General features: G+C 53.3%; 17 protein-coding genes and 4 pseudogenes. 15 read left to right on the top strand and 6 right to left on the bottom strand.

Annotated elements, in window-relative coordinates; genetic code table 11:
- Nucleotides 1–193 precede the first annotated feature (193 nt).
- Genes MXM41_RS09570 through crtB form a run of 5 tightly spaced genes read left to right on the top strand, consistent with a single transcriptional unit; the run spans nt 194 to nt 5708 of the window.
- The gene (locus MXM41_RS09570) at nt 194–1114 is read left to right on the top strand and encodes a polyprenyl synthetase family protein (RefSeq protein ID WP_325931549.1); all 921 of its coding nucleotides are present in this window, start codon (nt 194–196) and stop codon (nt 1112–1114) included.
- A complete protein-coding gene (gene fni / locus MXM41_RS09565; RefSeq protein ID WP_325931547.1) occupies nt 1111–2139 on the top strand; it encodes a type 2 isopentenyl-diphosphate Delta-isomerase in 1029 nt (342 codons plus the stop codon). Before MXM41_RS09570 ends, fni begins: the two co-directional genes overlap by 4 nt.
- Nucleotides 2139–3314, top strand: a complete 1176-nt coding sequence (gene crtY, locus MXM41_RS09560) for a lycopene beta-cyclase CrtY (protein ID WP_325931545.1) — start codon at nt 2139–2141, stop codon at nt 3312–3314. Before fni ends, crtY begins: the two co-directional genes overlap by 1 nt.
- Entirely contained in the window at nt 3307–4785 is a 1479-nt protein-coding gene (locus MXM41_RS09555) for a phytoene desaturase (RefSeq protein WP_325931543.1), read from the top strand. The genes crtY and MXM41_RS09555 overlap by 8 nt, the downstream gene beginning before the upstream one ends.
- Nucleotides 4782–5708: a 15-cis-phytoene synthase CrtB gene (crtB, locus tag MXM41_RS09550; protein ID WP_325931541.1), complete on the top strand. Its 927-nt coding sequence runs from the start codon at nt 4782–4784 to the stop codon at nt 5706–5708. The genes MXM41_RS09555 and crtB overlap by 4 nt, the downstream gene beginning before the upstream one ends.
- Here the strand turns inward: crtB and MXM41_RS09545 are convergent.
- Together MXM41_RS09545 and MXM41_RS09540 are read right to left on the bottom strand one after the other, a co-directional pair.
- Nucleotides 5647–6183, bottom strand: a complete 537-nt coding sequence (locus MXM41_RS09545) for a sterol desaturase family protein (RefSeq protein WP_325931539.1) — start codon at nt 6181–6183, stop codon at nt 5647–5649. The genes crtB and MXM41_RS09545 overlap by 62 nt on opposite strands.
- A gap of 232 nt (nt 6184–6415) precedes the next feature.
- A complete protein-coding gene (locus tag MXM41_RS09540; protein WP_325931538.1) occupies nt 6416–7033 on the bottom strand; it encodes a hypothetical protein in 618 nt (205 codons plus the stop codon).
- Between the two features lie 362 nt (nt 7034–7395).
- Between MXM41_RS09540 and MXM41_RS09535 the strand changes: the two are divergent.
- The 6 genes and pseudogenes from MXM41_RS09535 to MXM41_RS09510 form a co-directional block, all read left to right on the top strand.
- A pseudogene (locus tag MXM41_RS09535) lies at nt 7396–8499 on the top strand (replication endonuclease); the annotation flags it as partial.
- A 155-nt stretch (nt 8500–8654) separates the two neighbouring features.
- Entirely contained in the window at nt 8655–8843 is a 189-nt protein-coding gene (locus MXM41_RS09530) for a hypothetical protein (RefSeq protein ID WP_325931537.1), read from the top strand.
- Nucleotides 8844–8852: 9 nt separating this feature from the next.
- Nucleotides 8853–9052: pseudogene (locus MXM41_RS09525) on the top strand (DinI-like family protein).
- Between the two features lie 276 nt (nt 9053–9328).
- The gene (locus MXM41_RS09520) at nt 9329–10510 is read left to right on the top strand and encodes an AAA family ATPase (RefSeq protein WP_325931535.1); all 1182 of its coding nucleotides are present in this window, start codon (nt 9329–9331) and stop codon (nt 10508–10510) included.
- Nucleotide 10511: 1 nt separating this feature from the next.
- The gene (locus tag MXM41_RS09515) at nt 10512–11258 is read left to right on the top strand and encodes a hypothetical protein (RefSeq protein ID WP_325931534.1); all 747 of its coding nucleotides are present in this window, start codon (nt 10512–10514) and stop codon (nt 11256–11258) included.
- A gap of 453 nt (nt 11259–11711) precedes the next feature.
- Nucleotides 11712–12410 (top strand): DUF4145 domain-containing protein, encoded by a 699-nt coding sequence (locus MXM41_RS09510; protein WP_159339231.1) that lies wholly within the window; start codon nt 11712–11714, stop codon nt 12408–12410.
- An 8-nt stretch (nt 12411–12418) separates the two neighbouring features.
- Here the strand turns inward: MXM41_RS09510 and MXM41_RS09505 are convergent.
- The 3 genes and pseudogenes from MXM41_RS09505 to MXM41_RS09490 all read right to left on the bottom strand — a co-directional run bounded on the left by MXM41_RS09505 (nt 12419) and on the right by MXM41_RS09490 (nt 16605).
- Nucleotides 12419–13448, bottom strand: a pseudogene (locus tag MXM41_RS09505) (phage portal protein).
- A pseudogene (locus MXM41_RS09500) lies at nt 13448–14508 on the bottom strand (terminase large subunit domain-containing protein); the annotation flags it as partial. The pseudogenes MXM41_RS09505 and MXM41_RS09500, both read right to left, overlap by 1 nt.
- A 411-nt stretch (nt 14509–14919) precedes the next feature.
- Nucleotides 14920–16605: an aspartate:alanine antiporter gene (locus MXM41_RS09490; protein ID WP_325931529.1), complete on the bottom strand. Its 1686-nt coding sequence runs from the start codon at nt 16603–16605 to the stop codon at nt 14920–14922.
- A gap of 271 nt (nt 16606–16876) precedes the next feature.
- On the opposite strand from MXM41_RS09490, the gene MXM41_RS09485 reads away from it, so the two are divergent.
- A complete protein-coding gene (locus MXM41_RS09485) occupies nt 16877–17266 on the top strand; it encodes an inner membrane protein YbjM (RefSeq protein ID WP_325931527.1) in 390 nt (129 codons plus the stop codon).
- 13 nt (nt 17267–17279) lie between these two features.
- Here MXM41_RS09485 and MXM41_RS09480 read toward each other — a convergent pair whose 3' ends face one another.
- Entirely contained in the window at nt 17280–17549 is a 270-nt protein-coding gene (locus MXM41_RS09480) for a GrxA family glutaredoxin (protein ID WP_138369484.1), read from the bottom strand.
- A gap of 181 nt (nt 17550–17730) precedes the next feature.
- On the opposite strand from MXM41_RS09480, the gene nfsA reads away from it, so the two are divergent.
- From nfsA to MXM41_RS09465, 3 genes are all read left to right on the top strand, one after another.
- Complete coding sequence (gene nfsA / locus MXM41_RS09475) at nt 17731–18453, top strand: oxygen-insensitive NADPH nitroreductase (RefSeq protein ID WP_325931525.1); 723 nt, start codon at nt 17731–17733, stop codon at nt 18451–18453.
- 72 nt (nt 18454–18525) lie between these two features.
- Entirely contained in the window at nt 18526–19428 is a 903-nt protein-coding gene (gene rimK, locus MXM41_RS09470) for a 30S ribosomal protein S6--L-glutamate ligase (protein WP_325931523.1), read from the top strand.
- Nucleotides 19429–19489: 61 nt separating this feature from the next.
- Nucleotides 19490–19966, top strand: coding sequence for a YbjN domain-containing protein (locus tag MXM41_RS09465; RefSeq protein ID WP_325931522.1), 477 nt, complete (start codon nt 19490–19492; stop codon nt 19964–19966).
- Nucleotides 19967–20151 lie beyond the last annotated feature (185 nt).

The raw sequence follows: 20151 nt of genomic DNA, 5'->3' as shown, positions 1-20151 counted from the left end.
ATTTCTGTGCAATTTACATGATGAATTTTCTTTTAACTATTTGATTTTAATATTAGTTTATTTCATGTATGGTTTCTCTTTTTCCGCCGGGCAACAAAACGCAGAAGGATACGCTACGCTTTGTAAACCAACCTGCGGCAAGCGTTTTTACCTCTTCTGCGGACGTCGCCACTATTACACCGGGGAAGCCACTATGACCCTTAGTCATGAAGATGATGTAAAAATGCTGTTGTCTGCGTTTGAACAACGTCTTGAATACCTTCTGCCCGCGGGCGAGCAGGAAGGCCAGGTCTATGCGGCCATGCGTGATGCCACGCTGGTCGCCGGCAAGCGGATGCGTCCTCTGTTGTTGCTGCTGGCGGCGAGGGACATGGGCTATAAAACGGAGCAGACGGGCCTTCTCGACCTGGCCTGCGCCATTGAAATGGTGCACGTCGCCTCCCTGATTCTGGATGACATGCCCTGCATGGACAATGCCACGCTCAGACGCGGGCGACCGACGGTACACTATCAGTATGGTGAACACGTGGCGATCCTGGCGGCGGTAGCGCTGCTGAGCCACGCTTTCTGCGTTATCTCCCGTTCGCCTGCGCTGACGCATGAGGCAAAAGCACGTGCGATGGCGGAGCTGTCGGCATCTGTCGGGCATATGGGGCTGGTGCAGGGGCAGTTTCGCGATCTGAATGAGGCCCGACAGAGCCGGAATACCGACGAGATCCTGCTGACCAATGAGCTTAAAACCAGCAGTCTCTTCAATGCCACCCTCCAGCTGGCGGCCATCGCGGCTGAAGCGCCGCCCCAGGTCAGCGAACGGCTGCGCTTTTTCGCCCGCGATCTTGGCCAGGCCTTCCAGCTGATTGATGACCTGACGGACGGTTCCAGTTCCACCGGCAAAGATCCCCATCAGGATAAAGGTAAATCGACGCTGGTCGCCGTGCTCGGGGCCGAAAGCGTGTTCCTGCGGCTGCGCGAGCACGTGCGCAGCGCCGATCAGCATATCGCTACCGCCTGCCAGCCGGGCAATACCACCCGCTACTATATTCACACCTGGTTTGAAAAACAGCTGACGCTTATCAGCCAGAGCCTGTCGTTATCCCTGTCGGAGTGTCAATGAGCAGCCTGTCGCAACGTAAAAGCGATCATCTCGATATCGTACTGAACAGCACGCCCGGCGCAAAAAAGTGTACCAGCGGCTTTGAAAAATGGCGTTTCGGGCATTGCGCACTGCCCGAACTGCATCTTGATGAGATCGATCTCTCCACCTCGCTGTTTGGCCGGACCCTGAACGCGCCGCTGCTGATAAGCTCCATGACCGGTGGCACCCGCCGGGCGAGCCAGATTAACCAACACCTTGCCCTTGCCGCGCAGACGCTGGGGCTGGCAATGGGGGTGGGCTCCCAGCGCGTGGCGCTGGAGAGCGAGGCCAGATATGGCCTGACGCGCGAACTGCGGGCTTATGCTCCGGACATTGTACTGATGGCCAACCTCGGCGCGGCGCAAATCGCGGGCCGACAGGGCCTTGACTATGCCAGGCGCGCCGTCGATACCCTCGCGGCAGATGCGCTGATTATCCACCTTAACCCGTTGCAGGAGGCGCTGCAGCACGGTGGGGATCGCAACTGGTGCGGGGTTATCGATGCCATCCATCGCACCGTCGAGGCGCTGCATGTGCCGGTGGTGGTAAAAGAGGTGGGCAACGGGATATCGGTGCCGGTTGCCCGCCAGCTGGCGGCGGCGGGGGTGGCGATGCTGGATGTCGCCGGCGCCGGCGGCACCAGCTGGGCGGCGGTTGAGGGTGAACTCGCCGTCACGGCTCACGGCCGGGCGGTGGCGATGGCCTTTGCCGACTGGGGGATCCCGACCGCCACGGCGCTCCAGGATCTGCATCAGGCCCTGCCCGATATGCCGCTGGTGGCCTCGGGCGGGATCGCCAACGGCATTGAGGCGGCAAAAGCGATTCGCTTAGGCGCAAATCTGGTAGGGCAGGCAGCCGGGGTGCTGCAAAGCGCGTTAACCTCCAGCGAGGCGGTCGTTGACCATTTTCAGGTGATTATCGACCAGCTGCGCGTCGCCTGTTTCTGCACCGGCAGTGCAAACCTGGCGCAGCTGCGTCAGGCCACGCTGGTGGCGCAAACGTAATGGCGCCAGAGTGGGACCTCATCTTAGCGGGCGGTGGGCTGGCGAACGGGCTGATCGCCTTACGGTTGCGCCAGCTGCGCCCGGACCTGCGCGTGCGGCTTCTTGAGGCGGACAGCAAGCCTGGCGGGAATCACACCTGGTCCTTTCATCAGGCTGACATCACCCCTGAGCAGCACCGGTGGATTGCCCCGCTGGTGGCCCATCGCTGGCAGGGTTACGACGTCCGTTTTCCCGATCTCAACCGTACCCTGGCCGGAGACTATCTCAGTATCACCTCCACGCGTTTTGCCGAGGTACTGACCGAAGCAATGGGCGAGAGCCTGGATACCTGCGCTGCTGTCACCGCGCTCACCCCGGCGTCGGTGACGCTTGCCGACGGCACTATGCTCCATGCCCGGGCGGTCATTGATGGCCGGGGCCACGCGCCGGACAGGTACCTCAGCACCGGCAGCCAGTCCTTCCTCGGTCAGGAGTGGCAGCTGAGCCGGCCCCATGGCCTGACGCGGCCGATCCTGATGGACGCCACGGTCGATCAGCAGGGCGGGTATCGTTTCGTCTATACCCTGCCGCTTTCCGCCACCGAACTCTTAATCGAAGACACCCATTACGTTGACGCCGCCCGGCTTGATCTCAGCCTCGCGCGGCAAAATATCGCCTGTTACGCCCGCCAGCAGGGCTGGGCGCTGGCCCATCTCATCCGCGAAGAGCAGGGCCATCTGCCCATTATGCTGGCGGGGGATTTTTCGGCCTGTTGGCAGGCGAAGGGCAGGCAGCCGTGCAGCGGCCTGCGCGCCGGGCTGTTTCATGCCACCACCGGCTATTCGCTGCCGCATGCGGTGGCGCTGGCCGAAGCCATTGCCGCAAGCGGGGACAGCAGCGCGACCGCACTCTTTTCCGTTATTCATCGCTATGCCCTGCGCCAGTGGCGCGAGCAGCGTTTTTACCGCTCTCTCAACCGCATGCTGTTCCTGGCGGGAGATGCCGATAAGCGCTGGCGGGTGATGCAGCGGTTTTACTCTCTTAACGAAGGGCTGATTGCCCGCTTTTACGCCGGGCACACCACTCTGGCCGACAAAGCGCGGATCCTGGCAGGTAAGCCCCCGGTTCCCGTCGGCGAAGCGATGCTCGCCATACTGAAACTCACTCCCCGGATGCGAGCGTTTCACCATGAATAAAACAGTGATTATTGGCGCCGGTTTTGGCGGATTAGCCCTGGCCATTCGGCTGCAGGCGCAGGGCATCGACACACTCCTGCTGGAGCAGCGGGATAAGCCCGGCGGGCGCGCTTACGTGTATCACGATGAGGGATTTACCTTTGACGCCGGGCCGACGGTGATTACCGATCCCAGCGCCATTGAAGAGCTCTTTACCCTGGCCGGCAAACGGATGGCGGATTATGTCGAGCTGCTGCCGGTAACGCCGTTTTATCGCCTGCGCTGGGAGACGGGGGAGGTGTTTGACTACGACAACGCGCAGACGCGGCTGGAAGAGCAGATAAGCCGTTTTAACCCCCGCGACGTGGAAGGTTATCGCAAATTCCATGCCTACTCACGCGCGGTGTTTAACGAGGGATATCTCAAGCTCGGTACGGTACCCTTCCTCTCTTTTCGCGACATGCTGCGCGCCGGACCGCAGCTCACCCGGCTCCAGGCCTGGCGCAGCGTTTACGGTATGGTCTCCCGCTTTATCGAAAACGAACAGCTGCGCCAGGCGTTCTCCTTTCATTCGCTATTGGTGGGAGGCAATCCCTTTGCCACGTCGTCCATTTACACCCTGATCCACGCCCTTGAGCGTGAGTGGGGCGTCTGGTTTGCCCGGGGCGGTACCGGGGCGCTGGTGCAGGGGCTGGTGAAGCTCTATCAGGATCTGGGCGGCGAGCTGCAGCTGAATGCGGAGGTGACCCGGCTGCAGGCCGCGGGGGATCGCATCAGCGCCGTGGAGCTGAAAGATGGCCGGACGATCCCGGTTGCGGCGGTCGCTTCCAATGCTGACGTGGTGCACACCTATGAGAAGCTGCTGGGGCATCATCCGGTGGGGGCGGCGCGTTCGGCCTCGCTCCGGCGCAAACGCATGAGTAATTCCCTGTTTGTGCTCTATTTTGGCCTCAACAAGCAGCACGATCTGGCCCACCATACGGTCTGTTTCGGGCCGCGCTATAAAGAGCTGATCGACGAGATATTTAATAAAAACGCCCTGGCGGAGGATTTTTCCCTCTATCTGCATGCCCCCTGCGTCACCGATCCCTCCCTGGCGCCGCCGGGCTGCGGCAGCTATTACGTGTTAGCGCCGGTGCCCCACTTAGGCACCGCGGATCTCGACTGGGCCGTGGAGGGGCCGCGCCTGCGTGACAGGATTTTTGACTATCTCGAAGCCCACTACATGCCGGGGCTGCGCAGCCAGCTGGTGACCCACCGTATGTTCACCCCCTTTGATTTTCGCGACCAGCTTGGGGCGCATCTGGGTTCGGCCTTTTCTGTCGAACCGATCCTGCGCCAGAGCGCCTGGTTCCGGCCGCATAACCGCGACAGCCGCATCCCCAACCTGTACCTGGTCGGCGCCGGAACCCATCCGGGCGCCGGTATCCCCGGGGTGATTGGTTCGGCAAAAGCGACGGCAGGGCTGATGCTGGAGGCGCTTAACCGATGAACACCACCCTGATGGATCACGCCAACGACACTATCGCCGTGGGATCGAAAAGCTTTGCCACCGCCGCAAAACTCTTCGATCCCGCCACCCGGCGGAGCGTGCTGATGCTCTACGCCTGGTGTCGCTACTGCGACGACGTGATCGACGGGCAGGAGCTGGGCTTCAACGCCGCGCCCGTGGACAACGCCCTGGCAGAGCAGCGCCTGGAGATGCTCAGACACCAGACCCGGCGCGCGTGGGAGGGGGGCGAGATGCATGAGCCCGCCTTTGCCGCCTTTCAGGAGGTGGCCCTGGGCCACAACATCCCGCTGCAGCTGGCTTACGATCACCTTGATGGCTTTGCCATGGACGTGCGCGAGACGCGTTACGAGACCTTCGACGATACCCTGCAGTACTGCTATCGCGTGGCGGGCGTGGTGGGGCTGATGATGGCGCGGATGATGGGCGTGCGCGATGACGCGGTGCTCGATCGCGCCTGCGATTTAGGCCTGGCGTTCCAGCTGACCAATATCGCCAGAGATATCGTGGAGGATGCCCGCGTGGGCCGTTGCTATCTGCCGTCCCGGTGGCTGGCAGAGGCAGGTATCGATCCGGCGGCGATCACCGCACACCAGATGCGCCAGCCCCTCGCGGGCATTGCCCAAAGGCTGGTGGCCGAGGCCGAGCCCTACTACGCTTCTGCCCGGCAAGGCCTGGCGGGGCTGCCGCTGCGATCCGCATGGGCGATCGCCTCGGCACATGGTGTGTATCGTGAGATTGGCGTGAAGGTGAGCGCGGCAGGGCCCCGCGCCTGGGATAAGCGGCAGGGCACCAGCGCGATTGAGAAGTCGGGATTACTGCTGAAAGGCGCTTTGCTGGCGATCACTTCTCGTTTTGCGACGCAGGCACCGCGTTCGCCTCAGCTCTGGCAGCGTCCTCGCTAGCCGCGCGACGCGCCTTGCGCTGGCGTAACGTCGCCTGCAATTTGTCGATCGGCGGGGCATAGAGAAAACCAAAGGAGACGCAGTCTTCTTTGCCCCGCACCGCGTGGTGCAGGCGGTGCGCCAGGTACAGGCGTTTGAGATAGCCTTTGCGCGGAATATAGCGAAACGGCCAGCGCTGATGCACCAGCCCGTCGTGCACCATAAAGTAGAGCGCGCCGTAAGCCGTCATCCCGGCGCCAATCCACTGTAGCGGCCACAGACCCCAGGTTCCCAGCGCAATCAGCACAATCGCCAGCACGGCGAAGACCACCGCGTAAAGGTCGTTAATCTCAAACCAGCTGGTGCGCGGCGCGTGGTGCGATTCATGCCATCCCCACCCCCAGCCGTGCATGATGTATTTGTGTGCGAGAGCGGCGACTAACTCCATGGCGGCAACGGTTAAAAGCACGATCGCTGTGTTGTACAACGCGAGCATTGGAACTCCTTGGGCTCGGGGGATTGTGGTCTCAGGTATTAAGCGTAACAGGTAATTGGAGGAAGGGGGGGCGAAGTATGCGAACCGGATTTTATGATAATAAAATCGATGACCGCTTGTAACATCCCATAGCAAAAGGATGTGATAAGACATTTAAGCTAAATAAATAACCTGGAGTCAGCGTTATGCAGTCCTGATGATCCAGGTTGTTGCCATTATTTATAGGCTGTCGCTAAAGAATATTATGATAATTAAGATAACCGTACCATACTGCAATTGCAGCACCATAAATAACAGTGACAATCCATCCTTTGTTTAATTTTGGTGACGTAAAGTGAAAAGACTTTTCTTTTCTTATCGCAACATAAGTCGTTAAACAATAACCCAGGACGGCTAAAAGTATGAACAGTGAAAGAAATAGTTTGACGATATTATCCATTGTCAAATCTTGAGGGTTATCATAAAACAATATGCCAAAGTTGATAAAGGTCAAAAGCGTTAAACCGGTCAGTGCACCTGCTATCCAGATAAGGACATCGGAAGTGAAGCGTCTGAACGTGTGATAGAATATTTTAACATTCTGACATTTTGGGGAAGAGATGCTCTCACGGTGTTTTGTATATAAAGCAAACAGTACCATAATCGTGCTTACCGGAAAAACAAAATTCAGAGCAGGCATAGTTGATGCATAAGCTTTCATTAAATAATCTGCTGCAGAATAATTATTGCTTCTCCAGTTAATAATTAGCGTTATTAAAGGAAATAGCGTCCAGATAGAAGCCCGATACAAGAGATCGCGGTATATTGTTACTTTAAGAAGCTCGTCGAACCAATTGCTTTCAACTTTCATTCGTATTCCTCAGTTTGCGCTTATAGTGAAAGGTGAAATGAGATTATCGACAAAAATCAGTAAAATATGAGGTTTATTTTACCGCGTAAATTGATGGCTATTAATTGAAACAAAAATGTGCTTAAGAAATTTGCCATTATTTATGTAGAGCATTGCTCGACCGTCGGGGTGACCAGGTTTGAGAATGTACATTTTCATTCCTGCACCATATGCAGAACTTACTTAAGTGCGTAAAGCCTGGTGTCATTGGTCAATGAATAAAGATGACTCAAAACAGCTTTAAAATCTTCGTCTTCTTCTGCTGTGGTATCCAGCCCTAAAGTGCACGGACCACTTCCCAAAAACCTTGTAATTGATATGACTATGGCGTCCGCGTTGCTGAACCACACCATGACGGCACCGTGCACTGGCATCTGCTGTGCTTCATGCGCAAAAAAGACCGCCGCACGCTCACTGCGTTGCTGCGAAAATTTGCCATTCGTGAGGACCGCGCCGAGCTGGGCAACAATACCGGCCCGCGCTTCAAGTCTGAACTAATCAACCCGCGCATAGGCACACCGACCAGCTATATCGCCAAATACATCAGCAAGAATATCGACGGGCGCGGCTTGGCGAAAGAGATTAGCAAAGAAACCGGCAAATCACTGCGCGACAGCGCCGAGCACGTCAGTGCCTGGGCATCCCTGCACCGCGTCCAGCAGTTCCGTTTCTTCGGCATTCCTGGGCGTCAGGCATACCGCGAGCTGCGTCTGCTGGCCGGGCAGGCTGCGAGATCGCAGGGCGATAAAAAAGCAGGTACGCCGGTGCTGGAAAATGCGCGGCTTGATGCCGTGTTAGCTGCCGCTGATGCGGGCTGCTTTGCGACCTACATCATGAAGCAGGGCGGCGTTCTGGTTCCCCGCAAACATCACCTTATTCGTACCGCATACGAGCTTAACGACGAGCGGGGCACCTACGGTGATCACGGAATCCGCATTTATGGCATCAGGTCCCCAATAGTTGAGGGCCGGATCTGCACACACGATGAAGTGGAAAATGGTTCGTAAGGCCATTGACGTTCAGGAGGCGACAGCCGACCAGGGCGCTCGCGCCCCTTGGACTCGTGGCAATAACTGTCCCTCTGTTGAAAATTTGAACCAAACAGGGGGGATCTACCCGAGATTAAATCTATGAATGACAAGGAGCTGCATGAGTACCTGCACAGCATGGGCCGGAAAGAACGCCGTGAGCTGACCGCAAGGCTGAGGCTCGTTAAACCGAAGCGGAAAAAGGAATACAAACAGAACATTTCGGATCATCAGCGCCTTCAGCTTGAGTATGAACTGCAGTCCAGAGGGTTCGATGGCAGTGAATACGAGGTTAATTTACTTTTACGCGGCGGCAGCCTTCCGTCAGGGGGCGGGTTGCGCATCTTTTACCAGAACGGGTGGCTGCGTGATGATGACAAGTGGCGGCAGTATTATTGACCAACCAATAATATTTCCTGTTATTGAGTCATATCAGGGCTTTCTTATTGAAGGCCAAAAAAGCGTTTCACATTTAGAAATCGGTACTATACTGTATGTGTAAACAGTTGATATATATACAGTTATATTGTGTAAGTGGCCGTAATAGGTGGGAAATGCAGGATTATCTTTTGGAGTCATTGAAACTTCAGCGCATTGATTTTTTCTTAAAGCTGGTAGCAGCAAGCGATTGTAGCGAAGAAGAAAAGCAGCTGGCTATTCAGTGGGTTTCTGAGCTGACTGATGAGCTGATGGCAAAAATACGTAACCATGAGTACTGCCGCACAATGGACTCTACCAGTTAGGGGGAATCTATGCGCATTGAAATAATTATCGATAAAGAGCAGAAGATAAGCCAGGCAACACTGGGAGCCCTTGAATCCGAGCTTTGCTGAAATTTGCGCCCTTTCTATCCAAAACGTCAATCCACATACGTAAGGGAAGCGCTAACGACTTGGAGCTGAGCGGCTTAAAACTGAACGAAAGTAAAAAGCGAGTACTGGAAATTTTGTAGCAGGTCAGGGAGGACTACAGATGGCTACATTAAAACGTTGATCCCGATAAGAGCCTATCAGAGGGAGCAAGGTTGAACAACGAGTGAAGCGAGGCGTTAGGTATGGCGGTCATTACCTTCAATGGTCGTCAGCTTTGTACTGTTTGCTCAACCAGCGGGCGCAACACACTTTTCTAGCTCGAATATAAAATAAGATTTTGTATTTACAATACTTGGCTTGTTACTTAGTATCGAGCTAATCCTGAGTGTGGGTTAGTAGAAATTACAAGGAAATATATGAAACTGACTGAGCTAACTATCAATGGTGTCGGGGGGATAAAATCCCTGTACGTAAAATTTAGACCTGACATGAATATTATATGTGGGCCTAACGGAATTGGAAAATCTACCCTCTTGCTTGCTGCTTCCTTTCCTTTTCTTTATGGATACACTAATAAAATAAAACGCAATGTCACTTCTGAAACAGGAAGTGTCAGTCTAAAAATAGAAGATAATTCTACCATCTTCAATCCAGTGTTAGATGTTAACGTCCATTTGCCTACAGAAACAATCCACCATTTTAGTAATAACGGATTCGATAAAAGAAAACTAATAAAATTTGAAACATTACGTAACTTTGATTATAAACATCTTGAAGCGTTGAATGCAGATAAATCACTATCCGATGATGCTGTTTCGCAACAAATTAATTTAGGTGTCAATTTACATGATATCAAGGATTGGTTTGCTAAGAGGGATTTGTTTGAAAAAGTAGATAATGGTTACGGTCCTAATACAATAAAAAATATACATCTCGCAAGGGAGTGTATATCAATTTTAAATCCACAGTTTTCTTACAATCGCGTCGATCCTAAATCTTACGATATTTTTGTAAATACTCCAACCGGGGTAATATGGTATGAATATCTGTCCTCGGGGTTCAAATCATGTATGAGTCTCCTTCTCGGGATTATTAAAGAGATCGAGCTTCGTTATCCGGAGCAAGATCTTTACGCCCAAGAATTCGATGGAGTGATTCTTATTGATGAAATTGAGCTCCATTTGCATCCTGAGTGGCAGGCAAGAATCACTGAAGCCCTAACGACAACATTTCCATCAGCACAATTTATCGTCACAACTCACAGCCCACATGTAGTACAGAATGCAAAATCACATCAGATCATTGCGTTAGTACCAGATAATGATGGCGCAGTGAGAGTAAAAGAACTTCCTGAAAATGGCTTGGGTTATTCGGCTTGGACAGTTGAAGAGGTTTTGTTAGATGTAATGGGGATGGAAAGCACTCTCAGTAGAAAACTTCAGGAACTGCTTGATAATTTCGAACGTTTTGTTGATGAAGAAGATTTCGATAAAGCTAAAGAAATTTATGATTATTTGGATATGGCGTTGCATCAAAATAGTGTTCTTCGTAAATCTCTTAAAATAAGCCTGATGTCAATTCGAGAGAGAGAAGAGTAAAATGATTAAGCTTGATCGGAGTTTTATTCCTGATTTTTTTACTCGTATGGATCTTCTATCTTTAACTCAGGAGTTTAAAGATAATGGAACATCTGTCTGGCATCATCCGGAAGTAAAATCGGCATGTCTAAAATTAGGTAATGGTAAATGTGCATTTTGTGAGGTCAAGCTCGAAGAGGCTAGCACCTATAATGAAATTGAGCATTTTAAGGATAAAAAAACTTTTCCTGATGATGTCATTAAATGGGAGAATCTCCTTCCTTCATGCCGTCACTGTAATGGTTCTAAACAACGCCATAATGTTGTACTCAATCCTATAATAAATCCATGCAACGATTTACCGCCAGAACACCTTTATATGAGAGGTTATCGTATTAAAGGTAAAACTGATTTAGGTGAAACAACAGTGGATGTTTTAAATTTTAATCACAGGGAGCACAAGTTTATACCGCGTTGTAAAGCAGGGGAGCTCATAGATAGCAGTATTGATGACGCAATAGAAAAGCTTAATTGGTTTAATGAAAGTCCAAGTACTAGACGTAAAAACATTCTTATGAATCTAGTCGAGGCAATATTAGGTGAGTGTCAGAAAACATCCCCCTTTTCTGCTGTGTCAGCAACAATGCTTCATCGTTCAGTCGAATATTCTTATCTGAAAGAGACCATGCAGACGCAAGGGTTATGGTCAGATTATATGCAGGAACTTCATGATGAATCTTTGTGCCTGACGTTACCGTCAATTCGCTAGTCAATACATTTTTTTCCATAAAAGCTAAACGTTCAGATATTCTTGGCTGAACGTTTGATTTTAAGAATGCGATAAGCAGATTGGGGCTAGTGAGTATCTCGGGAAAATAAACCTTTTACAGACTATGTTTATCGCTCAAAGCACACTTCAAGATTTCTTAGTTCTTCTGCTTCGATATACAAATGGTCATTACTTCTCCCCTAAGTGCATGCCTATGCTGCATGAGAGCGCATGATCGTTTGAGGAGTGTTGTAGCTCAGGCCCGCCAGGTGTGACGGACTTTTCGTATGTTACGCACCTGCATGAAAACCATTCTCTAAAGTGGGCAGGCGTGGCGGGGATACGAGCGCGCGCTGATGGTTGAAATGATGAAGTTTGTGGTATCAAATATGCTCATTTTTCAAATCATCAATATTCAATGGTTAGGCTTGTTTTACTAGGGGAGATACAGATATGGTCACGTTAGTGGATGACTGCCCAAGATGCGGTTCACAGAAAATTGCATTCGACGTCAACGGCTGGAATCTCTTGAAGGTGTATAACGGCTTGGGTTTGACTAAGACTCACGAGTATGAATTTTATTGTGTATGCCGAGAATGTCATAAAACGACGATCTTTCTATGCTGGCCGTTAGAAAAAGGTCAAACCTTTGATGGGTTTAATTGGGCCGGCGGGGGATTTGGTTTAAGGGATGTGGCTGAAGTTGGTAACCCTATTTCCCCTGCTGATTTAGCAGTGGGGGAGCCACCTGAATATTTACCTGAGCATATTAATAGCGCATATGAGGAAGGGGCTAAATGCTTGGCTATCGGCTGCTATAATGCGGCAGCCACTATGTTTAGACTTTGTCTCGACTATGCAACAAAAGATCTTATTCCTGATGGCGATGAAGGGCCTGCGCAAAAGATAAAGAGAAGCCTGGGTTTAAGAATGGAATGGCTATTTGCTAATAACTTCTTGCCAAGGGACTTAAGGGATTTAGCAGAATGTGTAAAGGATGATGGTAATGATGGCGCGCATGAGGGGATACTGGATAAGGCAGCGGCGGAAGATTTAGAGGATTTTACATACATTTTTCTGGACCGTCTTTATACCGAACCTCAGCGCCTTGTCGAAGCTAGGACAAGACGCGAGTTAAGAAGAAAGAAATAAGGTGAAAATTAATCATCAACTAAGATATAGGGCGTAAATCTAATTACCTCCTCTTCAAGCCAGTCGTTTAATTCCTGCAGCCTTTTCTGCAAAGGCTGCAACTCATTTCGAACAAACACGCGACTGGCTTTTTCTACATCACCGAAACCGCCTGTATTGTTAGGAATGATGCCCATCATCTGCGGTGGTACACGGTGCACAGCCATCATGTCATCACGGCTAACATTTTTGATGTTCAGGAATTCATCTTTTGCGGCAACCTCTGACAGGGGAATGATCTGAATCCCGTCCTTTTTACCGTTTGGCGAGTACATAAACAGGTTGCGGAAATTACCGGGGCCCTTTGCGCTTTTCATGGCCTGGCGGATGTTGTTCACATCTTCCTGGTTCTGCGCGGCGTCGGTCATGTACATGATAAAGCCCGCATGGCTGCCGTTGATGTAATACTTGCGGCGGAAAAGCGTGACGGACTCGTTGAGCAGGGCGGACGGAATAGCTGAGAGGTAGCCGGGTAGCCCATAAATTTCCTGGTTAATATCAGGTTCAAGAAGATGGAAAATGCTTCCCGGCGTGAACTCATAGGGCTGCGTGGTGAATCCGTACTGCACAAACCAGTAAGTGTCCAGGTCAACGCCGCGGCGGGTATATTTCGCCAGGGCTGGCTCCAGCGAGAGAACGCCGCCGAGCCTGTTGGTGCGTTTCTCAAGGTAGGCGTTGCCGAATACTAGGTAATCCTGCACGAACCGGCTGAATGACTGCTGACTGAGTAAAGGATGCGGAATAAACGTGCTGGTAAGAATGTTGCGCTTAACGGCAATCGGTGAACTGTGATGCACGGCGGCGCGATAGGTGCGCGCCAAGCCCGTCAAAACTCACCGGCGGTTCATACCAGCGATCCATCTGTACGCACTCTACATAATCCAGCAGTTCCCGGCGGTCTAGTACCGGGATCGGATCACCAAAGCTAAAAGCCTCTGCCGAGGTGGTTTTAGTTTCTTCTGTGGTTAGGGTATCGACAGGGGCGTTAAGATCACTCATTAAAAAATCTCCACAATGTTGCTGGTATTGGCGGCTTCGCCCTGCAGCGGTTCGTTAAACAGTGCGTGCATCGTTGCCCAGGCCAGATCTGCATGGCTGGCTTCTTCGCTGCGGCTGGCTTCGTAGGTGGGGCGATTGCCGCTGGCGGTGGTGGCGCGGCGGATTGCCATAAAGGACTGCGCAATGTCAGTGTGCCCGGCGTCAAACTCCAGGCGTCGGTGGCTGATAATGTCGTATGCCTTGAGCACTAGGGCGTTTTTGACGTTGGGGTTGTAGACAAACTCCCGGACCGCCGGGAAGAACGCCTTAACGTTCTCATAGTCGCCGTGGCCGACGCCGGTCGAGTCGATGCCGATATAGGTCACGTTGTACTGCTGGGTCAGCTTCTTAATGGCGTCAGCCTGGGCGCGGAAGTCCATCCCGCGCCACTGGTGCCGCTCCAGAATGCGGAACTTGCCGCCCGGCACCGTGGGTGGTGCCACCACCACGCATCCGGCGCTGTCGCCGTTCTGCGTACCTTTTGCCGGGTCATAGCCAATCCAGACTTCGCGCTAGCCAAACGGGCGCAGCGCCAGCGCCTGAAAATCGGACCATACTTCCCAGCTGTCCACCATGCAGGCCTGCAGCTCGCTCAGCGGGAACACTGACGCCAGATCGTCAATAAACTCGCACATCAGCAGGTTCTGGTATTCGTCCGGGCTGTACTCCATGCGCAGCTGGTCGAGGTCGAAAAGGTTACAGCCGCCGCGTACCGCATCTTCCACGGTGACGATCTGGCGGTACTGACCGTCCGGGCAGAGCAGGCCCCGGGCCAGATTGCTGTGGGTCAGGTCAATATCCACCTTGTACGCTTTGTTGCGGCCCCGGTTGAACAGTGTACCGGACCAAAACGGTTAGGCGCTGTGGGTCAGGCTGGAAGGTGTGGAAAAGTAGGTCTGCCGCCATTTTTTGTGAAAGGCCATACCGGAGGCCACCTTGCGCAGTTCCTGGAATTTCGGTATCCAAAAATATTATCTAGTTACAGATTGCAGTGGTAGTTCTGCGCTGTGCGAACGTTGGTGGTGGATTGGTTGGCGGCGTTGCTACGAATCTCGCTCCTGCTTCACACGGCCGTATGATGGAGCAATTGGCGCAAGAGATATGCCGCACTCAGCAACACAATATCAGGCTGTAGCTTGATTCCGATGGTAGCGGTTAGGAGTTGCGTCGGGCCACGACCGGCAACAAGAAAGGCCGTATTTAGCGCCAGATGTTTGCGAAGGAGCAGCAATTCAATAGCTTAAGTGATTTATTTGTAAAATTATAAATTCAAGACAACAAAAAACCCATCAACCTTGAACCAAAACGGCGGGGTTGATGGGCTCCACAAATTGGGGACATCAAAGAAAAGCAGTGGCAATAGTTATGACTGACGTCTGGCAGAAAAGTTCTGCGCATAACGAAAATTTTTTCGCCATTGCGCAAATATTTTTTATCCCAGACCCGGCCAGATGATGATGATCAATGTCCCCGCGAGGGTTAACAAGACGTTAGCGATGGCGTAGGTGCCCGCATAGCCCAGCGCCGGAATGTTGCTGCGGGCGGTATCGCTGATGATTTCCATGGCCGGTGCACAGGTACGGGCTCCCATCATCGCGCCAAACAGCATGGCGCGGTTCATGCGCAGCACGTAGGCGCCGAACAGGAAACAGATCACCACCGGCACCAGGCTCACGATCAACCCCGCCACCAGCATCTGCCAGCCTACCGCGCCCAGGCTGTGGCTGATGCCGCTGCCCGCGCTTAAGCCGACGCCTGCCATAAACACCATCAGGCCAAACTCTTTCACCATATTCAGCGCGCCCTGCGGGATATAGCCGAAGGTGGGGTGGTTGGCGCGCAGGAAGCCGAGCATAATGCCGGCGAACAGCAGACCGGCGGCGTTGCCGATGCCGAAGCTGAAGTTGCTGAACTGGAAGGTGATCATCCCGATCATCAGGCCGACAATAAAGAAGGCGCAGAAGGCCAGCAGGTCGGTCACCTGGCTGTGAATGGAGATAAAGCCGATGCGATCGGCAACGGTTTTCACACGGCGGGTGTCGCCGCTCACCTGCAGCACGTCGCCCTTGTTTAAAACGATGTTGTCATCGATAGGCATCTCAATCTGGCTGCGGATCACGCGGTTCAGGAAGCAGCCGTGGTCGGTCAACTTGAGCTGTGCCAGACGGCGGCCCACGGCGTTGTGGTTTTTCACCACGATCTCTTCGGTGACGATGCGCATGTCAAGCAGGTCGCGGTCGAACACCTCTTTACCGTTGCGGAAGCTCGGATCGAGACGGGCATGGGCATCCGGATAACCGACGAGGGCGATATCGTCCCCCATCTGCAGTACCGCGTCGCCGTCCGGGCTCGCCAGAATGCCGTTACGCCGGATGCGCTCAATGTAGCAGCCCGTCTGACGATAGATACCCAGCTCGCGCAGGTTTTTACCGTCCGTCCAGGCCACCAGTTCCGGGCCGACCCGGTAGGCGCGGATCACCGGCAGGTAGACTTTGCGCTTGCTGTCGGTGTCCAGGCCACGCTCGCGGGCGATTTGCTGGGCGCTGGTCTGCAGATCCTGATGCTGCAGTTTCGGCAGATAGCGGGCGCCCACGATCAGGCTCACCAGGCCAATCAGATAGGTCAGGGCATAGCCGAGGCTGAGGTGATCCAGCGCCAGCGAGAGCTGAGCGTTATCCAGGCCGAGATGGCGCAACGTATCTCCCGCGCCAACCAGCACCGGAGTGGAGGTCATCGAACCGGCCAGCATCCCCGCCGTCAACCCGATATCCCAGCCAAACAGTTTGCCTAAACCTAACGCAATCAACAGGGCACTGCCGACCATCACCAGCGCCAGCATCAGGTAATTTTTGCCGTCGCGAAAGAAAATAGAAAAAAAGTTGGGTCCGGCTTCAACACCGACGCAAAAAATAAACAGCATAAAGCCTAAATTAAGCGCATCGGTGTTAATACTGAAATGCTGCTGGCCTAATAATAATGAGACGACTAAAACGCCAATAGAATTACCAAGTTGGATTGATCCCAGACGTAATTTACCCAGACAGAGACCGAGAGCCAGCACCACAAATAACAGCAGGATGTAATTCCCGTTTAACAATTCTGCGACGTTTATGTTCACGAAGGATAACTTCTTGTTTACCAGTAAGTGGTTGAAGAGACAGGTGATTTAGGCTACTGTTTGCCCAGCGTTGAGGCGCGCAGTGACGCCTGACCGCACACTATAATATATATCGCAAAATAATACCAAACTATTACTTTATTTATAACAATCAGCAACATCTGATAGCGATTGCGTAACGACGCGCCGTTCAGGCATGGAATGCCATATAAACCATCTGATTGTGCGTCCAGTGGACGAAATGAATTTGCCCGCGATGTAGGGGGACGATTTGAATATTAAACGTAATTGGTTTGGGGTGGCTTGCTGTTTTTTACTTTTTACCGGTGTATGCATCTGCCTGACGTTCAACATCACTGGGGCATTTATTGCCGCCGGGCGGCCTGAACTGGGATTATTGTTCTTTACCTTGCCCGGTGCCGCTGCCAGTTTTGTCTCCCGCGGGGGAGAAGTCATCAGGCCGCTGGTTGGCGCGATGCTCGCCGCGCCACTCTGTCTGGTGGTGATGCGCCTGGTGTTTATCCCGTCACGCACGATGGTGCAGGAGATGGCCTGGCTGTTGAGTGGGATCTTCTGGTGTGCGTTAGGGTCGCTGTTCTTTCTGTTTGTGCGCCGGGCGCTGGAGAACCGCCGCGTGAAAACAAAAACGCCCTCAGAGTGAGGGCGTAAAAGGCTTACTGGGCAGCGAACAGCCCGAGGTGCTCTTTGGCATAGGCTTCAAAATCGGTAAAGCCGCCGATGTGGTTCTGATCGAGGAAGATCTGCGGTACGGTTTCAACCGGCTTGCCGACGGTTTTTTCCAGATCGGCTTTGGTGATGCCTTCCGCATGAATATCCACATAGCGGTAGTTAAAGTCTTCACGCTCAGCGGTCAGCTTTTCTGCCAGATCTTTTGCGCGCACACAGTAAGGGCAGCCTGGACGTCCAAAAATTACTGCAAACATTTTCTCTCTCCTGAAACTAAGCTTGACGGCGAATGACGCTATATTGCCGATAACTATCGGTAATGAAAAGCAGGTTCTGCCTGTTACATTGATATCTTCAGGCTATGTTTGGCCAATTACAGCCTCCTTTTCTTTGCCTATACTGGCGATATTGTCAGTAATGTCCGTACAGAGAGAGAGCATGACGCCAGTAATTGATCTACTTCGTTCGCACCGTTCCATTCGCCATTTTACCGACCAGCCCATCAGCGATGCCCAGCGTGAGGCCATTATCGCCGGGGCGCAGGGCACCTCCAGCTCCAGCTTTCTGCAGTGCAGCTCTATCATTCGCGTTACCGACCCGGCAATGCGTGAACAACTGGTGATCCTCACCGGCGGGCAGAAGCACGTGGCCCAGGCGGCGGAGTTCTGGGTGTTTTGCGCCGACTTCAACCGCCATCTGCAAATCTGCCCGGAGGCCCAGCTGGGGCTCGCCGAACAGCTGCTGCTGGGCGTGGTGGATACCGCGATGCTGGCGCAGAATGCGATGACGGCGGCGGAGTCGCTGGGGCTGGGTGGCGTTTACATTGGCGGCATCCGCAACAGCATCGAGGCGGTGACCGGGCTGCTGCAGCTGCCGAAGCACGTGCTGCCGCTGTTTGGCCTGTGCCTCGGCTGGCCTGCGGATAACCCGGACGTCAAGCCGCGCCTGCCTGCAGCGCTGGTGGTGCATGAAAACCACTATCAGCCGGTCGATAAAGACGTCCTGGCGCAGTACGACGAGGAGCTGGCGCAATACTACCTCAGCCGCGCGACCAATAACCGTCGCGATACCTGGAGCGACCATATCCGGCGCACCATCATCAAAGAAAATCGTCCGTTTATTCTCGACTATTTGCACAAACAGGGCTGGGCTACGCGATAAGTCCATTCATCCTGCGCCTCCCTGCGTGTATGATACGCAGGCTTTTACCAGATCATGTCTGAGAGGTGCAGGGTGAAAATTGCCATATTGTCCCGGGATGGAACGCTCTGGTCGTGTAAACGCCTGCGTGAAGCGGCGCAGCAGCGCGGCCATCTGGTGGAAATCCTCGATCCGCTGTCCTGTTATATGAATATCAGTCCGGCGGCTTCCTCCATTCACTATAAAGGGCGCCAGCTGCCGCATTTCGACGCGGTTATCCCGCGCATTGGCTCGGCGATCACCTTTTACGGCACCGCCGCGTTGCGCCAGTTTGAGCTGCTCGGCAGTTATCCGCTGAATGAATCCGTTGCCATCACCCGGGCGCGTGACAAACTGCGCTCCCTGCAACTGCTGGCCCGTCAGGGGATCGACCTGCCGATCACCGGCATTGCCCACTCTCCCGACGACACCCACGATCTGATCGAGATGGTCGGCGGGGCGCCGCTGGTAGTCAAACTGGTTGAAGGCACCCAGGGGATTGGCGTGGTGCTGGCCGAAACCCGCCAGGCGGCAGAGAGCGTGGTAGATGCCTTTCGCGGTCTCAACGCGCACATTCTGGTGCAGGAGTACATCAAAGAGGCGAAAGGGCGCGACATTCGCTGCCTGGTGGTAGGCGACGAAGTGGTCGCGGCCATCGAACGGCAGGCGAAAGAGGGGGATTTTCGCTCTAACCTGCATCGGGGCGGCGTTGCCCGGGTGGCGGTGATCACCCCGCGCGAACGGGAGATAGCGCTGCTGGCCGCCAGAACGCTGGGGCTCGACGTGGCCGGGGTCGATATCTTACGCGCCGACCGCGGGCCGCTGGTAATGGAAGTCAATGCCTCGCCAGGGCTTGAAGGCATTGAGAAAACCACCGGGATTGATATCGCCGGGAAGATGATCGGCTGGATTGAACGCCATGCCACGCCGGAGTTTTGCCTGAAAACGGGCGGATAACTGGCCTGTTGTGCATTTTTGCCCGGGCCAGGCACTATATTTTTGAAGGGGTTCCACCGTTATGGATTCACTTGTTGTACCGACACTTGATACGTTACGCCACTGGCTCGACAACATGGGCGTCAGCTTTTTTGAATGCGACACCTGCCAGGCGCTGCATCTGCCGCACATGCAAAACTTTGACGGCGTGTTCGATGCCAAGCTCGATCTGATCAATGATGTCATTCTGTTTTCCGCGCTGGCGGAGGTTAAGCCTTCGGCACTGCTGGCATTAGCATCGGATTTGTCCGCCATCAATGCCAGTTCTTTGACGGTGAAGGCATTTCTCGATATACAGGATGATAATCTGCCAAAACTGGTGGTTTGCCAGTCTTTATCCGTGACCGTAGGGCTGACATTCCCGCAGTTCGCGGCGTTCATCCAGCAGAGCGAAGAGCAGATTTCCATGGTGATGCTTGAAGCCAGCGCCCATCATCTGCTCTACAACACCGACGAAGCCGTTGAGCAACCTGATTCTGCGGGCAATTTTCTGCACTAACCCTGTCTGACATTTAGGCAGTCGCTGTTGTGGCGGCTGCATAACACCCTCTTTTCTGCTGGCTTTAACCTTTCTTTAAAGAATTATTCACCGCCATCCTGCCAATTCGGCTTATCACATAGATACTTCTTGCATAAAAAATTGTTAAAAGGCGTTTTTTAGTCTGAGCTATAGCTACGGAGACA

Origin of the sequence: Leclercia adecarboxylata, assembly GCF_035787115.1 — a bacterium.
GTDB lineage: Bacteria > Pseudomonadota > Gammaproteobacteria > Enterobacterales > Enterobacteriaceae > Enterobacter > Enterobacter adecarboxylatus_E.
The sequence above is the reverse complement of the archived record's forward strand: the minus strand, read 5'-3'. Positions and strand labels throughout refer to the sequence as shown.